The following is a 23,897-nucleotide window of genomic DNA, read 5'->3' as shown; positions in this document are numbered from 1 at the left end:
GTCTTTTTTATCCAGTCCCTTTCCTGAGTATGACGTTCCGGCTAAGAGAAAACCGCCATCCTGAGTGGCCACTGTTGCTGATAAATAATCGTGATGTTGTCCTGAAAAATATTTTTCCCAAACCTGATCACCCTGTTGGCTGAGTTTGATCAAATGGAAATCGTAACCGTTGTTTTGCTTACTGCTTCCTGCCTGAAGCCTGTCGCTCTGAATAGCACTTCCTGTAATCAGATATTGCTGATCCGGAGTCGTAGTTACCTGGCTTAGAAAATCCTGAGTAGAAGATTTGATATCTTTCTGCCAGAGAACATTCTGGGCATTGAAACAACCCAGAGCAGTGCATAAGAGAAATGCACTGAAATAAAGCTGTTTCATTCGTCTGATGTTTTTAAATGATTGATCTGCTGTTGCAGGGAATTATTGATTTTAAGCTGTTTTTTCAGTTGCTCTGACTGAAGTTGTATCAACGTACTCTGTTCTTTATTGAGTTTATTCTGATCGATGATATAGAGCGTAAGCTCTTCAATCTTTTGAAGGAGTTTGATCTGAAATTCCCCGATATTTACACCTTCTTTTTCCATTTCTTTGGCAGAGGCGATTTCAGGAAGATGCTTCTTCTCTTTGATATGTCTTTCAACATCCTCTACTTTAGGAAGTTCATAATTTTCATCAAAAACAAAGTCTGCGGTAGGGCTGTTGGTGACTTTCATTTCTTTGGCTTCAAGTTTACCATTGATAAAAGCATTTCCATTGCTGTGTAAAACAAACAATTGTTTTCTTTGTCCTTCATTGGAATAATCGTAAAAATGAAACCCTCCAATACTTCCCAGCCCCCTGTTCGCTACAAAATCTGTTTCTCCCCCTGCTCCGGATAAATTCCAGCCTATGGCTAGTTTCCCACTGTTTTTCAACATATCTAAACTATGGGGAACATTAATGATATCCATATTGGCATTATTTCCCCCAACCGTCATTACTCCATGTACATCTAATTTCGACTGAGGATTATAAGTTCCTATTCCGACATTGCCATTTTCATGAACACTCAATTTGGGGTTTTCCCAGTTTCCTTTAGATACTCTCCATTCCTGAACTCCGGCACTTCCAAAAAACCAGTTGTCAGTACCATCTGAAAGTTGCGTTTGTATTCCCTGAATAAAGCCGCCAGTATTAGTATTTCTTTGTAAATAAATTCTTGGTGAATAGTCTTTCACTTTTATTTCAGAAAATTCCTGTTGGGCAAAAGATAATACGGGTAATATCAATGCCATAATTTGTAATTTTTTCATTAGTGTTTTATATGAATTAAAAAATAAATATATTTTGTCTTTAAAGGGTAAATACCCCTTTAATAGGGCTTTTACGACAGGATAAAGACTATCCGGAAAAATAGAATACTTTCATATCGTTTTTTATGAAATTAGAATACCTGAAGAGATCAGGTTAAAATAGAGATAATCACGGTGGACCTAAGGCTTAAAAAGCCCTGCATGAAGAACATGCATACAAGAAACTTAGTGAAAACATAATTTCTTTTTTTTCATCTGTCTTTACAAACAAACTTACATCATCTCATATGAAATTTTAAGTAGAAAGATGACTACTTTATACAGGCAATTTATTCTACAAAACACTTTTCAAAGCACCAGAAATCGGATTTTAACCTGATAAAAATCTTTAAAATGAGATTATTTTTATTTCCCGGCAAGACGTTTTTATTATATATTTGTTACAATTCAAAAAAATACAATGGACAAACTTTCAGATAGAGTAAAAAGACTAGGTTACTCACAGACTTTCGTCATGTCTAATAAAGCCAGAGAAATGAAAGCCAACGGAATAGACGTTATCAGCTTAACTCTTGGTGAACCGGATTTTGATGTTCCGGATAATATCAAACAAGCGGCTTTCGATGCCATTAACCAAAACTACAGTCACTACTCTCCTGTTCCCGGCTTCCTGGAATTGCGTGAAGCCATTGCGTATAAATTAAAAAGAGATAATCACTTAGAATACAAACCTACCCAGATCTGTGTATCCAATGGTGCCAAACAGGCTATCCTGAATGTTTTGGCAGCCATTATTAATGATGGTGATGAAGTTTTACTTCCCGCTCCTTACTGGGTAAGTTATGATGAAATGGTAAAAATGATGGGCGGAGTTTCCGTTATGCTTCCTACTTCTTATGTCACCGATTTTAAAATCACGGCAGAACAGCTGGAAGAAGCTATTACAGACAAAACCAAAGCTGTACTTTTCAGCTCACCGTGCAATCCGTCCGGCGGATATTATACCTATGACGAACTGAAATCTCTGGCCAGAGTAATTGCCAAATACCCTCAGATAACCGTAATTTCAGATGAGATCTATGAATTCATCAATTATGAAACCAAAACAAGCTCTATTGCCCAGTTTCCTGAAGTCTATGAACAGACTGCCGTTATCAACGGAATGTCTAAGGCATTTGCCATGACTGGCTGGAGAATCGGCTATTCGGCATGTCCGGAATGGCTGGCAAAAGCCTGTGAAAAAGTTCAGGGACAAATGACAAGCGGCGCCAATACCGTTGCACAAAGAGCTTCTATTGTAGCTTTAAAAACAGACCCTTCCGAATATAAATACATGATCGACGCCTTTAAAAAAAGAAGAGATCTTATGTATGATCTGATTCAGGAGATTCCCGGGTTCAAAGTACTGCTTCCTAAAGCAGCCTTCTATTTCTTCCCGGATATTTCCCATTATATCGGAAAAACTTTAAATGGAACTCAAATTAATAATTCTGATGATTTCGCCATGTTCTTACTTGAAAATGCTCATGTAGGATGTGTAGGCGGACTTTCTTTCGGAAGCCCTGAATGTATCAGATTCTCATATGCTGCCTCTGAAGAAGATCTTAGAGAAGCTATGAAAAGAATCAAAAATCTATTGGAACAGTTCAATTAATAAACACCACATACACCAGAAATGAATCTGTTTAAAAAATTAACAATCGCCACCAGTATTGCTGCAGCAAGTTTTGCAGGCTATGCTTACGGGCAGGATTTTCAGTGGAAAGAAGCAAAATCAAACGGCTACCCCTACAAATATGTAACCAATGATCCTACTGCTGCAAGATATTATACGTTGAAAAACGGCTTAACTGTCATTCTGAGCCCTACCAACAAGGAGCCTAGAATTCAGACTTATATAGCCACCAAAGCCGGAAGTAAAACAGACCCTGCAGATCATACAGGTCTTGCCCATTATCTGGAACATATGCTTTTCAAAGGGACGGATCAGTTTGGATCAAAAGACTGGAGTAAGGAAAAACCTCTTCTGGACCAGATTGATGCCTTGTATGAAAAATACAACAAAACCAAAGATGAAGCTCAGAGAAAAGAGATCTACAAAGAAATAGACAGGGTTTCAGGCGAAGCTGCCAAATATGCCATTGCTAACGAATATGACAAAATGATGGCAGGAATGGGTGCAGACGGATCCAATGCATTCACTTCTTTCGAGCAGACCGTATATACAGAAGATATTCCGGCCAATGTTATTGACAAATTCCTTGCTGTACAGGCTGAAAGATTCAGACAACCAATCCTTAGGCTTTTCCATACAGAACTCGAGGCGGTATATGAAGAGAAAAACAGAACACTGGATGATGATGGTGACAAAGTTTTCGACACCATGTTTGCCAGTCTTTTCCCTAACAACAATTACGGAAAACAGACAACGATAGGAACTATCGAACATTTGAAAAACCCTTCTCTTGAAGCCATCAGAGCATATTATAACAATTACTATGTTCCTAATAATATGGGAATCATCATGTCCGGAGACTTTAATCCGGATGAAGTCATTGCTAAAATCGATAAGGCATTCTCTTATATGAAAACCAAACCTGTTCCGGAATATAAAGTCGGACAGGAGAAACCTATTACAGCACCCGTTGTTAAGGAAGTTCTGGGCCCCAATCCTGAGAGTGTAATGCTTGGTTTCAGATTTCCGGGAGCCTCTACCAAAGATGCGAGATTATTAAATCTTGTAGGAAATATGCTTACTAACGGACAGGCCGGATTAATTGACCTGGACTTGGTTAAAAAACAAAAATTATTGGGAGCAGAAGCGTTTCCTTATGCTTTAAAAGACTATTCTGTTTTGCTGATACAGGGAAAACCTACTGAAGGCCAGTCTCTGGATGAAGTCAAGAATTTATTGCTTCAGGAAATCGATAAATTAAGAAAAGGAGAGTTCTCTGATGATCTGATCCAATCAATCGTTAACAACGAAAAGAAAAACATTATTCAGAAAGATGAAAAATACTCGTCCAGAGCAGGTATACTGATGGATGAATTCACTTCTGATGTAGATCATAAAGCGAATTTAGAATATGTAGACGAGATCTCCCATCTCACCAAAAAGGATATTATGGATTTCGCTTCAAAATACCTTCAGAATAATAACTATGTGGCTGTTTATAAGAGAAAAGGTGAAGATAAAAGCATTGTAAAAGTAGACAAGCCTACCATTACTCCTGTTTCTGTAAACAGAGAAGACCAGTCTCCCTTCCTTAAGAAAGTTGATGCAATGCCTGAAAATGCGATTGCTCCGGTATGGCTGAACTATGATAAAGATATTGCTAAAAATAAATTAGGCAGTATTGATGTCCTTTCTGTAAAAAATACGGATAATGCCCTATTCAGAATGTATTATCACTTTGATTCCGGAAAGTGGAACAACAAAATCCTTCCACTGGCCGCAGAATACCTTCAATATCTGGGTACAAAAAATAAATCTTCTGAAGCCATCAGTAAAGAGTTTTACAAACTTGCCTCCAGTTTTAATGTGACCGCAGGCAATGAAGAGACCTATGTATCTCTGGAAGGTCTGAATGAAAACTTTGATAAAACGGCCGCTCTATTTGAAGATCTTATCAAAAATTGTCAGGCTGATCAGGCTGCACTTGATGCCTACAAGACAAGACTGAAGAAAGCGAGAGCCAATGCCAAACAGAATAAAGCAGTAATCATGGCAGGCCTTAGAAGCTATGCACAATACGGAGCCCAGAATCCTTTTAATAATGTATTGAGTGATGCTGAACTGGATGCTTTGAAAGCCGAAGACCTGATCAGCATCCTGCACGATTTGTTTAATTTCAAGCATAAAGTACTTTACTACGGACCAAAATCAGGAAATGAAGTCGTTGCTTCCCTGAATCCCGTACATAAGCTTCCTGCTGCTTTAAAAGAACTTCCGAAATCTAAAACTTTTGTTCAGATTCCAACGGATAAAAATAAAGTATTGTTCGCTCATTATGATATGGTACAGGCAGAAGTTTTCTGGGTAAGAAACGCTGATCAGTACAACTCATCCATCACCCCTACGGTAAGCTTATTTAACAACTATTTCGGAGGCGGAATGGGTTCAATTGTATTTCAGACCATCAGAGAGTCTAAAGCATTGGCCTACTCTACCTATTCTTATTTCTCGCTTCCAAGCAAGAAAACGGATAAAGATATGGTTATGGCCTATGTAGGAACTCAGGCAGATAAATTCAATGAATCTACCACTGCGATGAACGAGCTTCTGACCACACTTCCAAAATCAGAACAACTGTTTGAAACAGCAAAAAGCGGATTGAAAAAATCTATTGCCGCTGAAAGAATCACCCAGGATGGGATTATTTTCTCTTATCTGAAATCTCAAAAGCTCGGAAACGACTTTGATATCAGGAAAAATGTCTACGAACAGGCTCCAAAACTATCCTTCTCAGACATTAATATATTCCATGACCGTGAGATGAAAAATAAGAGCTATACCTACTGCCTCGTCGCTTCTCAGGACAAAGTAAAAGAAGCAGATATGCAACCATTAGGTGAAGTAAAAAAGCTTAACTTAACTGAAATATTTGGTTATTAAAATAAACAAAAAGCCCTGGATTCAGGGCTTTTTTATTGAGTAAGGAATCAAAAACAATTATAGATTTTATTTATCGAAAATAAGTTGTTCGATAGATAAATCTTCTCTATATTTGCATAAGAAAATTAAATATAAAAACAGAAAATTATGTCTTTAGTAGGAAAAAAATTCCCAAATTTAACAATTGATGCAATGTCTGAAATGGGTGACGATTTAAGAATCAACATCCTTGATGAAGCAGTAAACAACCAACAAAAAGTTCTTTTATTCTGGTACCCGAAAGATTTCACTTTCGTTTGCCCTACTGAACTTCATGCTTTCCAGGAAGCTTTAGGTGAGTTCGAAAAAAGAAACACTAAAGTAATCGGAGCATCTTGTGATACAAACGAAGTACACTTCGCTTGGCTAAACACACCGAAAGATAACGGAGGTATTGAAGGTGTTACTTACCCGCTTTTAGCTGATACTCACAGACAATTAGCGAACACTTTAGGTATCGTTGACCAGGATTTCGAATACGATGAAGAAGGAAACGAAACGTTCACAGGTTCTAACGTAACTTACAGAGCAACTTATCTTATCGACGAAACAGGAAAAATTTTCCACGAAGCGGTAAACGATATGCCTCTTGGAAGAAACGTAAAAGAATTCTTAAGATTAATCGACGCTTATACACACGTTCAGAAGCACGGTGAAGTATGTCCTGCAAACTGGGAAGAAGGTAAAGATGCTATGAAAGCTGACAGAACTTCTACAGCAGAATACTTAGCGAAGAACTAATATTTCTAAAAATATGAAATGAGATAATTTGAAAATGCTTCTGAATCTCGGCACCTATTTCAAATTATCTCATTCTTTATTTAGGCAGGTTTCTCCATCTGCTTAAACCGGGTCATCTGATGACCCGATCATCCAATTACTTACCCAAAATAATACAACACTATGTACACAGAATTAACCGAAGATACATTACAGAATATAGTAAATGACAATGAAAAAGTAGTCGTTCAATACGGGGCAACCTGGTGTGGAAACTGCAGAATTATGAAGCCGAAATTCAAAAAATTAGCTTCAGAAAATGAATCTATTCCATTTTTATATGTAGATGCAGAAAAACTTCCTGAAAGCAGAAAACTAGCAAAAGTAGACAACTTACCTACTTTCGCCATTTTTAAAAATGGTGAATTGGTGAATCAGGTTCAGTCTAACCAGGCAGAAAGTTTAATCAACCTTTTTAACGAATTACAATAATGAAATTACCTATCATCAGACAATTCTATCAGAATCAGACTCCTGAAAACCTTGAAAAAACGCTGGAAGTTTTAGAAAGCTTTTGTGAATTCAGAGGAACAAGTGAAGAAGATCTTAATGTAGCAGGAGAATTAATTACCAATATATGCGGTGCTCTTGAAGTTCACGGAAACGTTCAGAATGGAATGAGCGAGAAAGACGCATTAAACTCTTTTGCGCAAAAGGTCTTAGGATCAATCGATAAATAAAACGCTTATACACCGTATAATTTGTTAAAAAAACACTCTAATTGTTATAGGGTGTTTTTTTTATATTTAACAACCGATAACCATTACTAAAAAGACAACTGAACAAAACAATAAAAAATCCTGATACTACTCTATCAGGATTTAATTTTATATTGAATATAATCTGTTTTTATCAGTTTCTTCTGTTCATCAGAATACTTAAGATATACCAGAATAAAAGCATAATAGATGCGAAAAGCTGCAATGCCGCTCCTACATACTGTTCAGTACCGTATGCATCTTTTAATTTGCTGGTCTGATACAAAATGGATGCAGAGGCTAATATAACCATTCCGACTGAGAACCAAAGACCCAGGTTAAATCCAAAGATCATTCCGCCCACAATCAATCCGATAGAAATAAAACCACCGATAATGATGATATTTCTTAGAAAAGAAAAATCTCTTTTGGAAGTAAAGGCTACCGCTGAAATTCCGGCAAACATAGCTACCGTTAAAGTAGCAGCCTGGAAAATCACATTACCCCCACCCGTCATATTCACGGCAATGAACATTAAAGGCATAAAAATAATGGCTTCCAGCAGAATATAAAAACCTAAGCCCAGATATTGAGTAGATTTACTTTGTGAAAGCGACCATTTGGAAGCTAAAATGGAAGCCAGCCAGAATACCCCGATAATTAATAACCATGTATACCTTTGTCCGAACATCATGGCAATAACCTGTGGCGGAACCGTTTTTAACAGAATCGTTTCTACCCCGATAAATGCAAGAATGGATAAAGCAACATGCAAATAGGTTTTCTTGTAAAAATCAGCCCGCTCCATTTCCGAAGACTGAGCCACTAAAATGTTTGTTTTCATTATTTATATTTTTTTATTATTTTCATTTTTTACTCTTTCTTTTTTACATCTTTTTTAGGCACAGTATTATTTACAGCCTGTTTTCTTTTGGGTTTTATCCCCAGAATCTTCCCGTCATTTTCAAATACGGCAGTAACAATATTTTCCGGATCCGAAGAAATATCACCTGAATACCTGTACTGGATCATAGGATAGGTCTTTCCGTCCATAGTAGATTTGTATCCGGACTTGAAAACTTCAAGGGATTTACTGAAGTCGATATCCTCAGAAAGTTTTTTATAGACAACATCCGTCACTACCTCTTTTGCCTTGGGTGAAAGTAAACTTTCCATTGTTTTTTTATCAGAGACTTTTAAAGCGGCAATGAATTTGAAAAAACTCCCGTTATACAGGCTTATTTTATCTTTGTCCAGTTCTGCAGCTACCTCTTTATTCTCGCTTTTTTCAACCTTCAGACTTGTTACTTTTTGTGAAAATCCAAGCTGAATAACAAAAACAGCCAATACAAGAATTACTTTTTTCATATAATTGATTCAGTAAATTAATTGCTGAATATACAAAGAATTCAACAATCAACATTTGAAATATAAAATAAAAAGCATTCTGCTCTTTATAAAACATAATGTAATCAGCTCTTTAAGAACATCAAAAAACAATTTTGGGTTCTCATTAAACCCCCTCAAGAAATTTCATCGTATCTACATTATCGGCATACGTATCGAGACCCGGATTCTGAGCCTCTCCAAATTCGACAGAAACCAATCCCAGGTCTTTTTTAGCGACCACGCACTGGATATTTTCTTCATTCTCAGTGATAAAGTCTTTAACTTCTTCAAGGCTATCATACCTGCTGAAATTGATCACTGAAAGCGGGCTGAATAATTTATCATCCTCTTTCAGCATCACAAAATTATTATCCCAGAACTTTTCCTGATTTAAAAGATAAACCGCTCTGTTATAGTCATAATTATTAGCATATTTATGATGATTAATAATATCCCGGAAGTCTATAAAACTTTCAAATAATCTGTCAATAACAAAATCCTGAGGAATAAAAACACGTGTTACATTTCGGCATCCCAGTCCGAAATACTGGAAAATATCTTTTGCTAAAAGCTGAAGTTCTTCAGGAGTTTCATTTCCCTTCAGGACTGCAACGGAAGTCCTGTTTTTACGGATAATGCTTAAATGATTTTTAAAATAATATTCAAGATATCTCGCAGTATTATTACTTCCTGTAGCAATGACCGCATCAAAATTCTCCAATCTTTCCACCAACTCAAACGGTACCTGACCGTCTGAAAATTCTTTCCATTTTTTTAATAAAAAAGGAATCATATACTTATCTTTTGAAGATAATTTAATCAATGGAATATGATTGCTTAGCACTACAGAAATCACATCGTGAAATCCTACCAAAGGAATATTTCCTGCCAGAATAAGTCCTACTTTTTTCGAAATTGCAGAGACTGAATAATTTTTAAGCCAGTTCTTGATGTTTTCTTCAGTAAGGAGATCTGCCCACTGCTGTAAAGCAAATTTCTGATTATCAACGGTAAACCACGGATTCTCTATTTCGGATTTTTTTAATAATAATCCAAAATCAGCATCATCTTCATTATAATCTTCTGTTTTTTTAGATAAAAACGCTTTTATATAATCACTTAATTTAATAAGTCCTAAAACTTGATTTTCGGTATTCATAATTACTTTAAAATTGGGGAATATTTTGTAATTTTGTGCAAATTTAAAAAAAATTAGCGATGGCTATTAAAATAACTGATGAATGCATTAACTGTGGGGCCTGTGAACCTGAATGCCCAAACAATGCAATATATGAAGGAGCTGTAGATTGGAAAGCTTCTGATGGTACTACCCTGCAAGGTACAATTACAATGCCGTCAGGACTTACTGTAGATGCTGATGCACCTCAGGAACCCGTAAGTGATGATGTATATTTCATCGTAACAGACAAATGTACGGAATGTAAAGGCTTCCATGAAGAGCCACAGTGCGCTGCAGTATGTCCGGTAGACTGCTGTGTGCCTGATGAAGACCATGTAGAATCTGAAGAGACTCTGCTTAACAAAAAAGCGTTCTTACACGGCGAATAAAAAAAATCCGTCTCATCATCTGTGAGACGGTTTTTTTAACCATAAATTCAAGCGTTTAGTAAAAAACGAAAATGAACCCACAGGGATGTAAATTCCCGGCAACAACCAAAAAAATAAAATATGAACAAAAAGCACAACTTCAGCGCAGGACCATGTATCTTACCTCAGGAAGTATTTGAAAAATCAGCACAGGCTATTTTAGATTTTAATGGGATCGGATTATCACTTCTTGAAATTTCGCACAGAAGCAAAGATTTCGTTGCCGTAATGGACGAAGCACGTGCTATTGTAAAAAGGCTGATGAATCTGGGAGATGACTACGAAGTACTTTATTTAGGAAGCGGTGCCAGTATGCAGTTTGCAATGGTTCCGTATAACCTGATGAAAGTAGGTGGTAAAGCCGCTTATCTCGATACGGGAACCTGGGCTGCCGGAGCCATCAAAGAAGCAAAAAAATTAGGAACCGTAGATGTAGTGGGTTCTTCAAAAGAAGAAAATTATTCATTCATCCCTAAAAATTATAGTGTAGGTTCAGACTATGATTACTTCCATTGTACATCAAACAATACCATTTACGGAACTCAGATGAAAAACTTCCCTGAAGTGGATACACTAATGGTTTGTGATATGAGTTCTGATATTTTTTCCAGACAGCTGGATTTCTCGAAATTTGATTTAATCTATGCTGGTGCTCAGAAAAATATGGGCCCTGCAGGAGTTACTTTAGTGGTTGTAAAAAAAGATATTCTTGGTAAAACAGGAAGAGAAAATATGCTATCCATGCTGGATTATTCCCAACATATCGCCAAAGAATCAATGTACAATACACCACCGGTATTTCCTATATATGCGTCTTTATTAACTCTTCAGCATCTTGAAAACAATGGGGGAATTGCTGCTGCAGAAAAGAGAAACGAAGCAAAAGCTAAACTTTTGTATGATGAAATTGACAGCAACCCTTTATTCGAAACCTTCTGTGTAAAAGAAGACCGCTCATTAATGAACGTTTCTTTCAACATTACAGATGAAAGTAAAAAAGAAGAATTTGATACCGCATGGAAAGCTGCAGGAATCAGTGGTTTAAACGGACACAGAAGTTTAGGCGGCTACAGAGCAAGTCTTTACAATGCCTTGACAATCGAAAGTGTACAGGTTTTGGTAGATGTTATGAAATCTATCAAATAATTTAAGCATTAAAAAATTCAAAGACTGAAAAATTGAAAGCAGTTCATTTAAATTTATTAATTTGCGCCCCAGTTTTAAAATATGGGAAATTTTAATTTTTCAGTCTTTAAATCAAATAACACATGAAAGTTTTAGCAAACGATGGAATTTCAAAAGCAGGTGAACAGGCCCTAAAAGAGGCCGGAATTGAGATCCTGGACAATAGAGTGGCCCAAGATCACGTTATTAAATTTATCAACGATAATAACGTGGATGTTCTTCTGGTAAGAAGTGCAACAAAAGTAAGACGAGATCTGATTGATGCATGCCCCGGTCTTCAAATGATAGGAAGAGGCGGTATCGGAATGGATAATATTGATGTTGAATATGCAAAAAGCAAAGGGATAAAGATTATCAATACCCCGACAGCATCTTCAAAATCTGTAGCAGAACTGGTTTTCGGACACTTCTTTTCATTGGCGAGATTCCTTCACGAATCAAACAGGCTGATGCCTTTAGAAGGCGAAACGCATTTCAATGCGATGAAAAAGTCATTCAGCAACGCATATGAACTTTCAGGAAAAACATTAGGAGTTATTGGCTTTGGAAATATCGGCCAGGAAGTGGTAAAAATTGGAATCTCTTTAGGAATGAAAGTAAAAGTTCTTACGAGAAGCCCAAGAACAGAAGTTCTTAGTCTGGATTTCTTTGACGGACAATCTGTCAGTTTTGAGATCACTTCCACCAATGATACGGATGCATTCCTTAAAGAATCGGATTTCATCAGTATCAATACTCCAAAAACGAATGAATATATTATAGACACCCCTCAGTTTGAGAAAATGAAAGACGGAGTCTATATTGTAAATACTGCAAGAGGGGGGGTAATGAATGAAGTAGCACTTATCGATTTTATAGAATCAGGTAAGGTCGCGGGAGCCGCATTGGATGTTTTTGAAAATGAGCCCAACCCGGAATTACCTTTACTGATGAACCCGGCATTATCACTTTCTCCTCATGTTGGAGGTAATACAGTGGATGCGCAAGAGAAAATCGGAGTCGAACTTGCAGAACAAATTATTAAGCTACAAAAAGAAACTATAAGATAAATATGCCTGTTTTTAAACCTTTCCGTGGAATACGACCTCATAAAGACTTGGAGAGTACTTTCCCTACACACCCACTGGATAATTTCACCCAGGAAGAGATTGCAGAGAAGGCCCAAGTTGAAAATACTTACATCAATATGATTAAACCTTATGTTGTAAGTAAATCTAAAGATATTGACCGGAATCTGAGGAAGATCCGTTCTACATTTGAAGAGCTTCTGGACGAAAAAAAATTAGTCCAGGACAGTTCCGCTTATTACCTTTATGAGCAAATATACCCCAATAAACAGGTTTTCAGAGGACTTCTGGGATTAGCCAGTATTGAAGATTTCTGGAATGGAAAAATCAAAAGACATGAAAGTACCATTCCTCAGAAAAAAGAAAAACTAGCCCATTACCTTGAGAAAGTAAGCCTGCAGGCCGAACCGGTATTGCTTACCTACCCTGCCAACTCGAAAATTGAGCTGCTGATGAATCATGAGGAAAAAAATGTCCCTATTTTTAACCATACGGATTCCATCGGGATCAGACACAAAATCTGGAGAATAGACAACCGCCTTAAACTTCAGCAATTCAAAGAAGTAATCGATCAGATTGACTCATTTTATATTGCAGACGGACACCACAGAATCGGATCTACCGCACTCAACGCAAAACGCCATAAAGAGAAAAATAAAAGACATAACGGTACGGAGCTTTACAACTTCGTATACAGCTTCATCGTCTCTAACCAGTCTATTAAAATTCATGACTACAACAGGATTTTACATGACATGAATGGTGTTTCCGGCGAACAGTTCCTAAAAGAACTTGAACAATATTTCCTGATCCATGAAAAAGGAGAAACTCCTTACTATCCGTCACAGAAATTCCATATTTCTATGTATATGGATGGTAAATTCTACTCTCTTCACGTAAAGCATGACCTTCGTTCAAAAGAAATGTCTCTGGATAATCTGGACCACCACCTGTTAGACAAATATATTTTCAAAGATATTCTGAAAATTGAAGACCCTGACAGCTCTGAAATGATTTCTTATGTAAAAGGAACCTCCAATATCAACGGAATCAATATTTTAAAAGAAAAAATAGACAGCGGCGAAGGTAAAGTAGGTTTTGGAATCTATCCGGTAAGTTTTAATGACATGATTAAAATTTCAGATTTAAAACTGAGTATGCCGCCAAAATGTACATTTATTGAGCCGAAATTGGTTACAGCTTTACTAATGTACGACATGAAACCTTAATAAATTCCTATTTTTTCCCTACTTTTATCATCGGAAAAAGAAAGGTAAATAAAAAATGAAAAAAACATTCATTATACTTCCACTCTTTTTGAGTGGATTTTTATTTTCTCAGAAAAAGCCCCAGAAAAAGCCGGCCGGCAGAACAGCGATTCCTGTAAAATTAAATTACCATAAAGAATTCGAAAATATCTCAGACGAGATCATGACCAACGGCAAGGCTTATGATAACCTTGGAGAGCTGACAAAAGGTATCGGCCCTCGTTTTAGTGCAACTCCCGGCTATGCAAGAGCAGTAGAATGGGCAGAAAAAAAATTCAAAGAAATTGGTATCAATATGATCTGGAGACAGGAAGCCAAAGCTCCGGTCTGGATCAGAGGGAAAGAATCTCTCCAGATAAAAGCCGGAAACGGAGATTGGAAAAATATCAAAATGCTTTCTTTCGGAAACTCCGAAGGTACAGGAGGTAAAGATCTTATTGGTGAAATTACCTTAATTAATTCCACTTCCGAGCTCAATGCAATGTCAATAGGCCAGTTGAAAGACAAAATAGTTTTCGTAAACGTTCCTATGGATCCGAAAACGATCAATACCAGTGATGCTTATTTACTGGCTGCAAAATCAAAATTAATTTCCGCTTCTGTCATTGCTAAAACAGGCGCAAAAGCATTAATTATAAGATCACTAACAACGGCCGGTGATGATACCCCTCATGCCAAAATGATTTATTATGAACCGGATGATAAAGTTAAAATTCCCGCTTTATCCATTGGAGTAAGATCAGCGGATGAGTTGGAAAAACTCGTAAAAAAGCAAAAAATCACTGCGAAAATCAACATGAATGCCGAGTCAAAAGGCGACACCACTAATCCCAATATCATTGCTGAAATTCAGGGTAAAAAAGATTCTAAAGTAATTGTATTAGGCGCTCAGCTTGATTCATGGGATATCGGTGAAGGTGCAATTGATGACGGAACAGGAGTTGTCCAGTGTATCGAGGTTTTAAGAACATTGAAAGCACTTGGATATGAAAACAATCATACCATTCGTGTTGTTTTATACGCCAATAGTGAAAACGGCGGACAAGGCCGTGAAATGTATGCAGCCTACGTGAAAAAGAAAGAGGAAAAGCACATATTCGCCTTAGGTACTGATGCCGGAGGATATTCTCCAAGAGGATTTTCTTTGGATATGTCACCACAAAGACGAAAACTGGTTTATCCATGGAAAGAATATTTCCTTCCCTATGGCGTATATGATTTTGACCAGACAGAAGCAATTCAGGATATTTCACCTTTAAAAAAACTGGATATCCCTTTAGCAGAACTTGTGGTAGATACACAAAGGTATTTTGATTACCATCATTCCGAGCAAGATACTTTTGACAAAGTCAATAAAAGAGAACTTCTACTGGGAGCAGTAGCCATGACCCAATTAATTTTCATGATCGATAAAAACTGGTAACATGAAGAAAATCTTACACCTATCCTTATTAAGTCTTGGAATTGCCTTTTTATCCGGTCAGACCAAAGAAGACTCTATACAGTTCAGCAAAATTTCCACCGAAATTCTGAATAACGGCAAAGGCTACAATGAACTGAGAGAACTCACCAAAACCATCGGCCATCGTTTAAGCGGCTCTGAAGCTTATGAAAAATCTGTACAATGGGCCGAGCAAAAAATTAAAGACGCCGGTGCAGATAAAGTGTGGCTTCAGGAAGTAATGATCCCGGTCTGGGAAAGAGGAAAAGAATCCCTTCACATCAAAACCTCCGACGGAAAATGGAAAAGTCTCAAAATGCTTTCCCTAGGAAATTCTGAAGGAACAAAAGGCAAAGATGTTTCGGGAGAAATCATCATGGTAAAGTCACTGGATGAGTATGATAAACTTCCCGCAGAAAAAGTAAAAGATAAAATTGTTTTCTTTAATTATCCTTTTAACCAGGAATATGTACAGACTTTCATCGCTTACAGGGATGCGGGGGCCTATAGGAGAACAGCAGCTTCTTTAACCGCTAAAAAAGGCGGAAAATTTGCCATTATAAGATCGCTGTCCTCTGCATTTGATGACATTCCGCATACCGGCGTCATGCGTTATGAAGACAATATTCCTAAAGTTCCGGCTGTAGCCATCGGGAATACCACAGCAGACGAACTGGAAGCCTTAGTGAAAGCCCGGAAGATTACTGCAAAACTTAATTCCAGTTGCGGAATGAAAGGCGAGAAACGCTCTCATTCTGTAATCGGTGAAATTACCGGTAAAAAAGACCAGAGCGTTATTGTTGTCGGAGGGCATCTTGATTCCTGGGATGTAGGTGAAGGAGCCCATGATGACGGCGCCGGAATCGTACAAAGTATTGAGGTACTGAGAATTTTTAAGAAATTAGGAATACCAAATAACCATACCATCAGGGTCGTCTGCTTTGCCAACGAGGAGAATGGAACAAAAGGGGGAAAACAATATGGCAAAACAGCCCAGGAAAACAATGAAAAACACCTTTTCGCCATAGAATCTGACGCCGGAGGGTTTTCACCACGCGGAATATCCCTCGAAATGGATGACACCAAAAGAAATCAGATCAGAAGCTGGTCTCAACTTTTTCTTCCTTACGGAGTCTATAATTTTGAGGGAAAATACTCCGGATCGGATATTGCACCGTTACATGAAGCGGGTGTTCCGACGGCGGAACTTGTCCCTGATCCACAGCGCTATTTTGATATTCACCACACTGAAGAAGACACTTTTGAAAAAGTGAACCGGAGGGAATTATTACTGGGCGCTGCAGTAATGACACAACTTATATATATGATTGATAAAAATTGGTAACAATGAAAAAGATATTAGGAACCCTAGTACTCCTTTTAGGAGTAACAGCCTTTGGCCAGACCAAAGAAGATTCTATCCAGTTCAAAAAGATTTCTGTAGAGATTTTAAACAATGGAAAAGGATACAATGAATTACGAGAACTGACCAAAAATATCGGACACCGTTTAAGCGGCTCCAACGCCTACGAAAAATCAGTACAATGGGCCGAACAAAAGCTTAAAGATGCCGGTGCAGATAAAGTATGGCTTCAGGAAGTAATGATCCCGGTCTGGGAAAGAGGAAAAGAATCCCTTCACATCAAAACCTCTGACGGAAAATGGAAAAGTCTCAAAATGCTTTCCCTAGGAAATTCTGAAGGGACAAAAGGTAAAGATATTTCGGGAGAGATTATCATGGTAAAATCTATGGAAGAATATGACAAGCTTTCCGCAGAAGAAGTAAAAGATAAAATTGTATTCTTCAATTATCCTTTTAATCAATCATTTATTGAAACGTTTAAAGGATATGGTGATGCCGCCAAATACAGAACGACAGCGGCTTCTTTAACCGCGAAAAAAGGAGGAAAATTCGCTATTATCCGGTCTCTATCCTCCGCTTTTGACGACGTTCCGCATACCGGTGCCATGCGTTATGAAGATAATGTACCCAAAGTTCCTGCTGTTGCCATCGGAAGTACTACCGCAGACGAGCTGGAAGCTTTATTGAAAAACCAAAAGATGAGTGCGAAGCTTAATTCTAATTGCGGAATGAAAGGTGAAAAACTCTCCCACTCCGTGATTGGTGAAATTACCGGTAAAAAAGACCAGAGCGTAATCGTCGTTGGCGGACACCTTGACTCATGGGACGTTGGCGAAGGCGCTCATGATGACGGGGCAGGAATTGTTCAGAGTATTGAAGTCCTGAGAACTTTCAAAAAGCTGGGTATTAAAAATAATCATACCATCAGGGTTGTATGCTTCGCCAACGAAGAAAACGGAGTAAAAGGAGGTATTCAGTATGGTAAAACAGCCAAAGAAAAAAATGAAAAGCATTTTTTTGCCATAGAAACAGATGCCGGTGGTTTCTCGCCAAGAGGAATTGCACTGGATATGGATGATACGAAAAGAAATCAGATCAGAAGCTGGTCTCAACTATTCCTTCCCTACGGAGTTTATAATTTTGACGAAAGATTTTCCGGAACAGATCTTTATCCGCTTCATGATATGGGAATTCCTGCTGCAGAACTGATGCCTGATTCGCAAAGGTATTTTGATATTCATCATACAGAAGAAGATACTTTTGAAAAGGTAAACAGAAGAGAACTCTTACTGGGAGCTACTGTACTGACTCAAATTATTTATATGATTGACAAAAACTGGTAATACTAAATAACACATCCGTTTAGATAAAAAAGAGTCCATAAGAATATTTATGGACTCTTTTATTTTTTCCGATCTCATTTATCCGTGCATTCGTGGCAAATAAAAAAACAGGTTTTGGCGAAAAATAATTTATAAATAAACAGACTAAAGCCCGTCCCTATAATACTATAATATAGGCAAATTACCATTAAAGGAATACACGGATCTTTACGGTTTTATATCTGGCATGGTATTTTTAGAAATGAAAATTAGCTGCATATCCAATATATTCTTTTCCATTATCAGATTCTCATTTAAAATTACTTTTTCTTCGTTTAAGGAAATAACAGACTCAAAACACTGAATAACAAAACAATACACACCTTTCAAACAAAGTGTTAATCAATAAAATGACAGTTTGGCATGATATTGGCATGTTCTTTTTCGAGAAAAAATTATAAAAAAGCACTAAGGATGAGAAAAAAGGTTTTCTGTGGATTTTCAGTTTTCCACTGATTCAAGTTCATATCTGAGTATATGATCCTTTTTTTTCTACGATGCCGTAAAAGATACGGGAACGTGATCAATTAACCCTCGGTTGATTTTTCACAGCATTTATATGCCCCGTATCTAACAGGTATCTTTTCACCCATGAATCATTGATGATTCTAAATTGTATTGATCTGCCCCAAGCGTAATGCTATGGGTACAATCTTATAAATAAACGGTATGTCTCCATGAACCTTAGCCAAGTAAGAGAATTCTATTCTTTTTACCATGAAAGACAGCTGCTTATCCATATAAATTAATGTATAACCCTTAAAATATTAGTAATGATGAGAGACTTTTTTGAAATGATTTTTAAGAGAAATGAAGATGCTGCAAAAATGCATATCTGGAGCCTGCTTTTGGTATTGAGTTTTGCTGCTTTTTCTGTATTGGTATATACCTCAAAACCAAGCTTTAACAGCTTAATCATATATCTGACCGCATTTGCCGCTTATATCGGCTTTGGTCTTGTATTCATCAGTTCCCTTGCAGGAACCGGAATGAAGAAAAGGTAACGGCAGAAACATATAACTTTTTAATCTTTCTTTTACTGAAAAACCGCCCTTCATTTGGGGCGGTTTTTTTAATAACAATTATTATTACATCGTAAAAATTTACTCATTAAATAAATCCTTCATCATTTGATCTAGGAACTTTTTGGTTTCTTCCTCGACTATTTTTTCGGATTTATTCACTAATTCTATTCTGAACGGATCACAACAGGCTTTTATTCCAAATCCATCATCAGTTTTCACAAACTCCGGATGCAGGCCATGTTCTTCACATACTTCAGATTCAATCTCCTGTTTTATCAGAGAATAATCCAGCTCAAACATATCTTTTTTATTTCATTGGTGAATAACAAAGATAAAGCTAATAAGTTCTTTCAGAGCCCTGTATTTTCACGGTATTTTAATCCGTAACATTTACAATTTCTTCATAATTTTTTCAGGCAGAACTTTAGCAAGTTCAGATCTGCGGTCATTTTCCATAATAACAAACTTCCAGTTTTTCATATCTTCCGAAACACCACAGACTTTCATACCTGCTTTGATCAGGTAATAATCCCCGTTACTGAAGTAAGTAATATGGTCCTTTCCATATCGCTCTGTCAGAGCATCCCCTATTTTCTGTTTTGCAAGTTCCACATTGTGAATCACGCTCCAGTCCACCTTATACTTCATGGTAAATGAAAGATGGGTTACTGAAAAATATTCACCATTTATCAGTGTGGCCCTTTCAGTATGACCAATCTTAAAATCCTGAATATCCGTAATAAATGCCGGATTATTGTAAGATAAAGCCAATACTCTGAAGGCCTGCTCTCTTGTTACCTCCGTGATATACTTAGGGTACATAAAACTGAGCGCGTTTTCAATATTTTTTTCTTTTATATTTTCGAAAAAAGCGGTAAAATCTTTTTTCAGATCAGCTGCGTAATCAACTCTTTTAGTCTGCCCAAAGGACAGAGCTGAAAAAAGTGAAACACTCAATACAATTAATTTCATTCTCATCTACACTATCATTAAAATCGGTCACAAAAAAGCCACCCTTTTCGGGGCGGCTCTATATTAAAAAAATTCAATTATTTTACTTTTACAAGCTCAACATCGAATACCAACCAAGAATTTGGCGGGATCACCCCTCCTGCTCCTCTTTCTCCGTAAGCCATTGCCGGCGGAATCAATAAAGTAGCAGTTTCTCCTTCTTTTAATAAAAGGATACCTTCATCCCATCCTTTGATTACTCTTCCCATTCCGATTGGAATTTCGATAGGCTCATTTCTTTTGAATGAAGAATCGAATTCAGTACCGTCTACCAGCTTTCCTGCATAGTGCACAGATACATTATCTCCTGCTTTCGGAGTTTTACCGTCAGCAGTTTTGGTAATTTTATAGTAAAGACCAGATTCTGTTTTCTGCATTCCTGCCTTTAAGTTTTCTACTAATTTTTCCTGATTAGCTTTGAATTCTTCTTCTTTTTTCTTTCTATCTGCTTCTTCCTTAGCAATAAAAGCTTTGTTGTTCTCTGCGATTTTAGCCTTTCCTTCGTTAAAAGTTTTAGCAGCATCGTAGTTTTTGTATTCATCACCTTTACCGAAAATAGAAACTTTTTCTAAAACAATATCTGTTTTAGGCTTGTCCTGAGCTCCTTTTTCTACATTAGCAATCGTATCGATCACCTCTGTCCCTTTTACCACTTTACCGAAGATCGTATGTCTTCCGTCTAACCAAGGAGTAGCTACTTCAGTAATGAAGAACTGAGAACCGTTCGTGTTTGGTCCTGAGTTTGCCATTGAAAGAATCCCTTTCCCTGTGTGTTTAAGGTCATTTCTTTCATCTTCGAATTTATATCCCGGATCTCCCATTCCTGTTCCCTGAGGATCACCTCCCTGAATCATGAAATCTTTGATCACTCTGTGGAAAATCGTTCCGTCATAATAAGGAACTCCTTTAGCCTTGGCTTTATTATCGATTTTTCCTTCTGCAAGTCCGATAAAGTTGGCTACAGTTACAGGTGCTTTTTTATCTTCAAACTTAACAATCATGTTACCTTTTGTCGTTTGAATATTTGCATAAAGTCCGTCATTAAGACCTTCGTAAGTTTCTTTGTCTACGTTCATTTTTTTATAAATTGGGGTACAACTCATCAGCGAAATACTTGCCGCTGCCAGAATTATATTTTTGTTAAACAATTTCATGTATTATAAAGCTTTTAATTTTATGATTAATGGAATATCGTTATCTATTTTCTTTTCGTCTCCAAAAGTTCCGTAAGCCAAAAAAGAAGGTACCAAAAGTGTTACTTCTTCTCCATCATGTATAAAACGTAAAGCATTTTCCACCGCTTTCAGTTCGTCAAAGTGGCCAAATTTGACATCTCTTCTTTCGATGGGCTGGTCATAAATCTTTGTCTGATCGAAATCATACAAATCATAAGAATAAGAAATCGGGCTATTATCCGTTCTTTGCTCTCTCTGATCGTAACCATCTACACTTACCCAATAATTAAGCCGAGTTGGGTAATATCTGACAGATTGTCCGTTAATCCATTCCTGAATTTGCCCACGCTCTATGGCATTAAGATTCCTCATCCTGTCTTTGGAAACATCCAGGTCTTTTTGGCTTAAAACACCACCCACCGGCGGATGAGCTGCCGGAACGCTCCTGTTACAACTCAACAGGCTTACTAATGATATGAAGACTATTTTTTTCATAAACTTATGCGAAAATACACATTTCATGAATTAATTACAAAACTTGAAGAAGAAATGTATGAATACAATGAATACCTCCAGCCATTACACAGTGAATTATTAAAAGACTCCGCAATAAGAGAAAGTAGCAATACAAAAAAAGCCGGGAATATTTCCCGACCTTCATATAGTTTATTTAATTAAGACTAAACTGTTTCCAAAGCATGGTCCACTACCACTCTCCATCCGAACGGATCTTCAGAAAGGTTGTTTTGAAGATCTACCAGATCTTTCTTAAGGATAGCTGCATAACTTTCTTCATCTGATAATCTTGGAAGCTCCAGTTTTTCACCCTGATATCCTAAAGCCTGGAACTGAGTCGTTACAACTGCTGTACCTACTCCCCATACTTCTTTAAGAGCCCCGTTTTTCAAAGCTTCGATTACAGTTTTTACCGGAATCGGCTCTACTTTTACTTCAATACCTCTTTTCTTAGCCAGTTGAATGAAACTGTCTCTTGTAACACCGTCAAGAATTTTCTCAGATGTCGGAGGAGTAAAGATTGTATCGTTAATTCTTACAAACACATTCATTGTACCACTCTCTTCGAAATATTCGTGAGTAGCATCGTCAGTCCAGATGATTTGCTCATATCCTTCTTCGATAGCTAATTGAGTCGGATAGAACGATGCGGCATAGTTTCCAGCTGCTTTAGCAGAACCTACTCCTCCGTTAGCCGCTCTTGAATAATGGTCAGAAATTTTTACAGAAACCGGTTCTGAATAATAGCTCTTCGCAGGTGTTGCCACAATAGCAAACATATATTTGTTAGATACCCTTGCTTTCAAAGCTTCCTCTGTAGCAAAAATCAATGGTCTGATATATAATGACATTCCTTCTCCCTGAGGAATCCACTCTCTGTCTATATCTACTAATGCTTTTAATCCGTCTAAAAACATTTCCTCAGTCACCTCAGGCATAGCAAGACGCTTCGCTGACTTATTGATACGTTCAAAATTCTTTTCAGGCCTGAAAAGGAAAACCTGCCCGTCTTTGTCTTTATAGGCTTTCATACCTTCAAAACAAGCTTGTCCATAGTTTACTCCCATCATGGCAGGCGTAAATGGTATCGGACCGTAAGGAACTAATTTTACATCACCCCATTTTCCGTCTTCATACTCACATATAATCATATGATCAATGAAAGTACCACCAAATGAAAAATTGTTAGGGTCAAATGTAGAAATTCTGGAGTTTTCAGTTTTTTGAATTATCATTTTTTAAAATTTTTACGATGTTCTACAAATTTAACATAATTTTCTAAATATAAAAATTTTAGAGTAAATTTGACAAAAAAATAGCTTGAAAAGAGAAATTAAGACAACAGAAGACGGCAGTAAAACATTGTTTATCAGTAGCTTAAACGAAAACTATCATTCACACCACGGTGCATTACAGGAAGCAGAACATGTGTTTATTAAAAACGGACTAAATCTTGTTGATAATTACGAAATTAATATTTTAGAACTCGGTTTTGGGACAGGTTTGAATGTTTTGGTGACAATTAATGAATATTTAAAAACTGACAAAAATCATGTCATCAATTATTTTTCGCTCGAAAAATACCCCATAAATGAATCAGAAGTAAACGATTTAGCCTATTTTGAACTTTTTAATAACCCTGAGTTTAAAAATATTTATCAGAAAATTCATCTGTCAGATTGGGAAAAATCAGTTGAAATCATTAGTGGTTTCAACTTAAAAAAGATAGAATGTGATTTTTTCGACCTAAAGAACACGGAATTGCCCAAAATAGATTTGGTGTACTTTGATTGTTTTGGAGCCAGAGCACAGCCAGACCTATGGGAAAAACCGCTTTTTGAAATGGTTTCTGACAAAATGGCCATTAACGGATTATTAACAACTTATTCTTCTAAAGGCAGCGTAAGAAGAATCCTTCAGGAACTTAATTTTAAAGTAGAAAAAAAGCAGGGACCTCCCGGAAAAAGGGAAATGATCAATGCAACCAAGTTATAGAAGTCAGAAATTAGAAACCGGAGATTAGGATCTGTTTTCAAAACTAATTTA

23 protein-coding genes and 1 pseudogene are annotated in these 23,897 nt (G+C 37.0%); 14 read left to right on the top strand and 10 right to left on the bottom strand.

The window, feature by feature from the left end:
* Together JO178_RS14730 and JO178_RS14725 are read right to left on the bottom strand one after the other, a co-directional pair.
* A pseudogene (locus JO178_RS14730) lies at positions 1-375 on the bottom strand (T9SS C-terminal target domain-containing protein); the annotation flags it as partial.
* The gene (locus JO178_RS14725; RefSeq protein ID WP_291937471.1) at positions 372-1,289 is read right to left on the bottom strand and encodes a hypothetical protein; all 918 of its coding nucleotides are present in this window, start codon (positions 1,287-1,289) and stop codon (positions 372-374) included. The pseudogene JO178_RS14730 and the gene JO178_RS14725, both read right to left, overlap by 4 nt.
* 460 nt (positions 1,290-1,749) lie before the next feature.
* Between JO178_RS14725 and JO178_RS14720 the strand changes: the two genes are divergently transcribed.
* The 5 genes from JO178_RS14720 to JO178_RS14700 all read left to right on the top strand — a co-directional run bounded on the left by JO178_RS14720 (position 1,750) and on the right by JO178_RS14700 (position 7,403).
* Complete coding sequence (locus JO178_RS14720) at positions 1,750-2,943, top strand: pyridoxal phosphate-dependent aminotransferase (RefSeq protein WP_291937468.1); 1,194 nt, start codon at positions 1,750-1,752, stop codon at positions 2,941-2,943.
* A gap of 21 nt (positions 2,944-2,964) precedes the next feature.
* Positions 2,965-5,904 (top strand): M16 family metallopeptidase, encoded by a 2,940-nt coding sequence (locus JO178_RS14715; protein WP_291937465.1) that lies wholly within the window; start codon positions 2,965-2,967, stop codon positions 5,902-5,904.
* 147 nt (positions 5,905-6,051) lie between these two features.
* The gene (locus tag JO178_RS14710; RefSeq protein ID WP_291937462.1) at positions 6,052-6,684 is read left to right on the top strand and encodes a peroxiredoxin; all 633 of its coding nucleotides are present in this window, start codon (positions 6,052-6,054) and stop codon (positions 6,682-6,684) included.
* A gap of 162 nt (positions 6,685-6,846) precedes the next feature.
* Entirely contained in the window at positions 6,847-7,155 is a 309-nt protein-coding gene (locus JO178_RS14705) for a thioredoxin family protein (protein ID WP_065397563.1), read from the top strand.
* The gene (locus JO178_RS14700; RefSeq protein WP_101237843.1) at positions 7,155-7,403 is read left to right on the top strand and encodes a hypothetical protein; all 249 of its coding nucleotides are present in this window, start codon (positions 7,155-7,157) and stop codon (positions 7,401-7,403) included. The genes JO178_RS14705 and JO178_RS14700 overlap by 1 nt, the downstream gene beginning before the upstream one ends.
* Positions 7,404-7,575: 172 nt before the next feature.
* On the opposite strand, the gene JO178_RS14695 is transcribed toward JO178_RS14700, so the two are convergent.
* From JO178_RS14695 to JO178_RS14685, 3 genes are all read right to left on the bottom strand, one after another.
* Positions 7,576-8,265 (bottom strand): Bax inhibitor-1 family protein, encoded by a 690-nt coding sequence (locus tag JO178_RS14695; protein ID WP_291937453.1) that lies wholly within the window; start codon positions 8,263-8,265, stop codon positions 7,576-7,578.
* A 29-nt stretch (positions 8,266-8,294) separates the two neighbouring features.
* Positions 8,295-8,789 carry a peptidylprolyl isomerase gene (locus tag JO178_RS14690; protein ID WP_291937450.1) on the bottom strand — a complete coding sequence of 165 codons (495 nt, stop codon included), beginning with the start codon at positions 8,787-8,789 and terminating at the stop codon, positions 8,295-8,297.
* 145 nt (positions 8,790-8,934) lie between these two features.
* Positions 8,935-9,969 carry an acyl-CoA reductase gene (locus JO178_RS14685; RefSeq protein ID WP_291937448.1) on the bottom strand — a complete coding sequence of 345 codons (1,035 nt, stop codon included), beginning with the start codon at positions 9,967-9,969 and terminating at the stop codon, positions 8,935-8,937.
* Positions 9,970-10,028: 59 nt separating this feature from the next.
* On the opposite strand from JO178_RS14685, the gene JO178_RS14680 reads away from it, so the two are divergent.
* From JO178_RS14680 to JO178_RS14645, 8 genes are all read left to right on the top strand, one after another.
* Complete coding sequence (locus JO178_RS14680; RefSeq protein ID WP_291937445.1) at positions 10,029-10,379, top strand: 4Fe-4S dicluster domain-containing protein; 351 nt, start codon at positions 10,029-10,031, stop codon at positions 10,377-10,379.
* A gap of 120 nt (positions 10,380-10,499) precedes the next feature.
* Positions 10,500-11,564 carry a 3-phosphoserine/phosphohydroxythreonine transaminase gene (serC, locus tag JO178_RS14675; protein ID WP_291937442.1) on the top strand — a complete coding sequence of 355 codons (1,065 nt, stop codon included), beginning with the start codon at positions 10,500-10,502 and terminating at the stop codon, positions 11,562-11,564.
* A gap of 122 nt (positions 11,565-11,686) precedes the next feature.
* On the top strand, positions 11,687-12,652 hold the full coding sequence (locus JO178_RS14670; protein WP_291937439.1) for a D-2-hydroxyacid dehydrogenase: 966 nt from the start codon (positions 11,687-11,689) through the stop codon (positions 12,650-12,652).
* A 2-nt stretch (positions 12,653-12,654) separates the two neighbouring features.
* The gene (locus JO178_RS14665) at positions 12,655-13,899 is read left to right on the top strand and encodes a DUF1015 domain-containing protein (RefSeq protein ID WP_291937437.1); all 1,245 of its coding nucleotides are present in this window, start codon (positions 12,655-12,657) and stop codon (positions 13,897-13,899) included.
* 55 nt (positions 13,900-13,954) lie between these two features.
* A complete protein-coding gene (locus tag JO178_RS14660) occupies positions 13,955-15,361 on the top strand; it encodes a M28 family peptidase (protein ID WP_291937434.1) in 1,407 nt (468 codons plus the stop codon).
* Position 15,362: 1 nt separating this feature from the next.
* On the top strand, positions 15,363-16,724 hold the full coding sequence (locus tag JO178_RS14655) for a M20/M25/M40 family metallo-hydrolase (protein ID WP_291937430.1): 1,362 nt from the start codon (positions 15,363-15,365) through the stop codon (positions 16,722-16,724).
* Between the two features lie 2 nt (positions 16,725-16,726).
* Complete coding sequence (locus JO178_RS14650) at positions 16,727-18,085, top strand: M20/M25/M40 family metallo-hydrolase (protein WP_291937427.1); 1,359 nt, start codon at positions 16,727-16,729, stop codon at positions 18,083-18,085.
* A gap of 812 nt (positions 18,086-18,897) precedes the next feature.
* Positions 18,898-19,128, top strand: a complete 231-nt coding sequence (locus JO178_RS14645) for a hypothetical protein (protein WP_291937424.1) — start codon at positions 18,898-18,900, stop codon at positions 19,126-19,128.
* A 99-nt stretch (positions 19,129-19,227) separates the two neighbouring features.
* Here the strand turns inward: JO178_RS14645 and JO178_RS14640 are convergent, their stop codons facing one another.
* The 5 genes from JO178_RS14640 to JO178_RS14620 all read right to left on the bottom strand — a co-directional run bounded on the left by JO178_RS14640 (position 19,228) and on the right by JO178_RS14620 (position 23,086).
* Positions 19,228-19,449, bottom strand: a complete 222-nt coding sequence (locus tag JO178_RS14640) for a hypothetical protein (RefSeq protein WP_291937422.1) — start codon at positions 19,447-19,449, stop codon at positions 19,228-19,230.
* A gap of 90 nt (positions 19,450-19,539) precedes the next feature.
* Positions 19,540-20,127 carry a hypothetical protein gene (locus tag JO178_RS14635; RefSeq protein WP_291937420.1) on the bottom strand — a complete coding sequence of 196 codons (588 nt, stop codon included), beginning with the start codon at positions 20,125-20,127 and terminating at the stop codon, positions 19,540-19,542.
* A gap of 71 nt (positions 20,128-20,198) precedes the next feature.
* Positions 20,199-21,236, bottom strand: a complete 1,038-nt coding sequence (locus tag JO178_RS14630) for a peptidylprolyl isomerase (protein WP_291937474.1) — start codon at positions 21,234-21,236, stop codon at positions 20,199-20,201.
* A gap of 81 nt (positions 21,237-21,317) precedes the next feature.
* Positions 21,318-21,830 (bottom strand): hypothetical protein, encoded by a 513-nt coding sequence (locus JO178_RS14625; protein ID WP_291937417.1) that lies wholly within the window; start codon positions 21,828-21,830, stop codon positions 21,318-21,320.
* A 185-nt stretch (positions 21,831-22,015) separates the two neighbouring features.
* A complete protein-coding gene (locus JO178_RS14620) occupies positions 22,016-23,086 on the bottom strand; it encodes a branched-chain amino acid aminotransferase (protein WP_291937414.1) in 1,071 nt (356 codons plus the stop codon).
* An 85-nt stretch (positions 23,087-23,171) separates the two neighbouring features.
* On the opposite strand from JO178_RS14620, the gene mnmD reads away from it, so the two are divergent.
* Positions 23,172-23,846: a tRNA (5-methylaminomethyl-2-thiouridine)(34)-methyltransferase MnmD gene (mnmD, locus tag JO178_RS14615; RefSeq protein WP_291937411.1), complete on the top strand. Its 675-nt coding sequence runs from the start codon at positions 23,172-23,174 to the stop codon at positions 23,844-23,846.
* Positions 23,847-23,897: the final 51 nt, after the last annotated feature.

It is taken from the genome of Chryseobacterium sp., from assembly GCF_019236175.1.
In the GTDB taxonomy this organism is placed as follows: Bacteria; Bacteroidota; Bacteroidia; order Flavobacteriales; family Weeksellaceae; genus Chryseobacterium.
This window is presented reverse-complemented; position numbering and strand designations above follow the sequence as displayed.